This is a genomic window from bacterium (assembly GCA_035295165.1).
In the GTDB taxonomy this organism is placed as follows: Bacteria; Sysuimicrobiota; Sysuimicrobiia; order Sysuimicrobiales; family Segetimicrobiaceae; genus JAJPIA01.
On sequence record DATGJN010000021.1, the window covers coordinates 1 to 3,149 of the forward strand.

At 64.0% G+C, this 3,149-nt stretch carries 3 protein-coding genes; all 3 read left to right on the forward strand.

Going from position 1 to position 3,149, the window contains the following annotated elements:
• The coding region (locus VKZ50_03075; protein ID HLJ58694.1) for a multicopper oxidase family protein at nt 1–1,290 on the forward strand (1,290 nt) is incomplete at its 5' end.
• Nucleotides 1,291–1,301: 11 nt separating this feature from the next.
• A complete protein-coding gene (locus tag VKZ50_03080) occupies nt 1,302–2,012 on the forward strand; it encodes a hypothetical protein (protein HLJ58695.1) in 711 nt (236 codons plus the stop codon).
• Nucleotides 2,013–2,465: 453 nt separating this feature from the next.
• A partial coding sequence (locus tag VKZ50_03085; GenBank protein HLJ58696.1) for a hypothetical protein occupies nt 2,466–3,149 on the forward strand: 684 nt, incomplete at its 3' end.

A 3,149-nucleotide genomic window follows, 5' to 3' on the forward strand; every position in this document is an offset into this window, starting at 1 on the left:
GTCCCCGGCATCGTCGACGTCGAACTCACCGCGGCACCGGCCCGCCTCCGCCTCGTGCGCGGCGGACCGCTCGTCGACGTGTACGCGTACAACGGCATGGTGCCGGGACCCACACTCGACGTGCACGAGGGAGACAGCGTCGTCGTCCACTTCCACAACAAGCTGCCCGAAGTCACCACGGTCCACTGGCACGGTCTCCACCTTCCTGCGATTGATGACGGGAGCGCTCTCTTCCCTGTGCCACCCGGTTCGACGTACGTGTACACATTCCGAATCCCGGCGGGATACGCAGGGACCTACTGGTACCACCCGCACCCCGATGCCCGGTCGTCGTACCAGGTGACAAAGGGGCTCTTCGGCGCAATGCTCGTCCGCGCGCGCGACGATCCGCTTGCGGCGCTCGGCATCCCCGACAAGGTGCTCATCCTCTCCGACAATCGTTTCGACGCACACGGTGCGATCTCATTTCCCGACTCTGAATCCCTCCAGGCGGACGTCGACCTCGAAAACGGTCGCGAAGGAAACGTCCTCATGGTGAATGGGCAGGTGATGCCCACCATCCAGATCCCTCCGGGCGGCATGCAGCGTTGGCGGATCATCGACGCCTCGGCCTCACGCGTGTATCGGTTGTCGGTGCCGGGAGCGCAACTCATCCACGTGGGAAGCGACGGGGGCCTGTTCGCGCACGCGCTGCCGGTGCACGACGTCATGGTCGCCAACAGCGAACGCGTCGAGGTCTTGGTGCAGGGCGGATCGACGCCCGGCGAGCGCATGCAGCTCGTTGATCTTCCTTACGATCGCTACATGCCGCAGACGCGACCCGCCAACTGGGACAGCACGCGGTCATTGCTTTCGCTCGTCGTCAGCCACGCGCCGGCGGCGCCACCGATTCGAGTCCCGACCCTCCTTCGCGATGTGCCTCCGCTCGATACGACGCACGTTGCGGAGCACCGCGTACTCGTGATGTCGCAGGGGCTGATTGACGGAAAAAAGATGGACGCGAATCGCGTCGACCTGTACGGTCGCCTCGGGACCACGGAGATCTGGGAGATTCAGAACGTGGTCGGCATGGACCATCCCTTCCATCTCCACGGATTCCGATTTCAGGTGCTCGACCGGGACGGTGTGCCGGAGCCGTTTCCGAGTTGGAAGGACGTGGTGAATGTGCCCGGGCACTCCTCGGTGCGGATCGTCGTGCACTTCGATGATTTCCCCGGCAAGTGGATGTACCACTGCCATATCCTCGACCACGAAGATGAAGGGATGATGGGCATTCTCGAACTCAAATAGGGAGGCCGGCCATGCTGCGCGCGCGAATCTCGTCTCGCTGGATCGTAGGTCTGGTGCCGCTGTCCGCCGCGCTGCTGCTCCTCGGAGCGCGCACGACCAAGCCTAGTCGCGCCACCGCACCGTCGCGCGCAGACACGTCGAGCGCGCAGCTCATCGCGCGCGGACGGTACCAGGTGCTCTCGCATGGTTGCGGCGGGTGCCATGGCGGATTGGATGATCCGTCGTCGCACGGGTGGCTGGCGGGAGTGGAGACCGATGATCAGGTGTTCGAAGTCGGGGCGTGCACGCCCCTGCATCCCGATGCCAAACCCTGCTTCAAGACGTATCCCCGCAACCTCACGCCCGATAACGAGACCGGACTGGGGCGCTTTACGGAGCGGCAGATCTTCAACGCGCTCCGCTACGGTCTTCGACCCGAGGAGACGCCGGATGTGGAGATAACGTCGACGACACCAGGGCAGGGCAACTTCCCGATGCACCCGCGGTATCTGGCGCCGCCCATGCCGTGGCCGGACTGGCGCCACATGGACGATAGCGAGCTCTGGGCGATTGCCGCATATCTCAAACGCGCCGTAAAACCCGTGCACAACCGCGTGCCGGAGAGCGAAGGGCCGCCGGACTTCTGGGCCAGCACGTACACGAAGCTGGCTGGCCCGTATCCGGCCAAACCGTTCCCCACCGAGAACGAACGAGCGCCGGATTCGAGCGGAAGCGACAAATAGTGCAGCGGGCGGGGGAGTGACGCTCACCGGACGCTTCCGTTAGGCGGCAAGTCGAGGCGCGGACGGCTCGGTTAGGCTTCGAAATTCTACGTGACGGGTGGCAGATTCCGGAGCATTCGCGCACCGGCTTATATCCGGTGAAATCTCGCATCGTCTTCCACCGCGCGACGAATGGCTGGCCTCTATGCTCATAAGGAAACGGACAAAGCGCGGACACTAGGGACAAAGCACGGACCGCTCCGCTGCGAGGAATAGTGCGTGCTCGGGTGAAACCCAATTGGGTGTTGTTGATAAAAACACGGGCCCAAGCGACCTCGCGCTGCATTGCGTCTCGGGCGCCGGAGCGCTCCGTGCTTTGTCCGCTCTGTCCGCGCTCTGTCCGTGTCTACGTGAGCGTAGATGCCGGCCGCTCCGTTCGCCTAACGAAATGCGAACGCGCGCGCGCCTATCGAATTGGCATCTGAACGGTGCGGCGAAGGGATCGAAAAAGCGCCCGACGACCGCCGTGATCTTCATTCGGCCGACGCCCGCCACCGCCTTGCGATTGGTCTCGTCGTGCTCTATATCGACTGTGCCTTGAGCTGCACCGGGCCGCTGCGCCCGCATCCGTGCCGCTTCCACAACCAATGCCTCGAGGTTCGCTCGATGTCGCGCTCTCTTCGCGCCGCTTTGCGCCTGCTCATGGTCGTGCCCTTGATCGCCGCTGCTGCCGCCACCGCGCACACTCAGAAGTCCAAGTCCCGGGCCAAAGAATCGAAGAACCAAACCGCGTCACCAGCGTCAAAGGGCGCGGGCCCTGATTCGGCGTTTCTATCCACGCTCAAGTGGCGCTTCATCGGCCCGGAAGGCAATCGCACCGACGCCATCGCCGGCGTACCCGGCGATCCCAACATCTATTACGCCGGCGCCGCGAGCGGCGGTGTTTGGAAAACCACAGATGGCGGTGCGCACTGGAATCCGATATTCGACGATCAACCGGTGCAATCCATCGGCTCCATCGCCGTCGCGCCATCGGATCCGAACGTGGTCTACGTCGGCACCGGTGAGCCGTACATCCGCAGCCACATCTCGGTCGGCTGGGGCATGTTCAAGTCGACCGACGCCGGCAAATCCTGGTCGCGCGCTGGTCTCGAGAAT

Bases quoted from the DNA above. Each gene is read 5' to 3' on its own strand.
- VKZ50_03080 (HLJ58695.1), top strand. From the start codon at position 1,302: ATGCTGCGCGCGCGAATCTCGTCTCGCTGGATCGTAGGTCTGGTGCCG.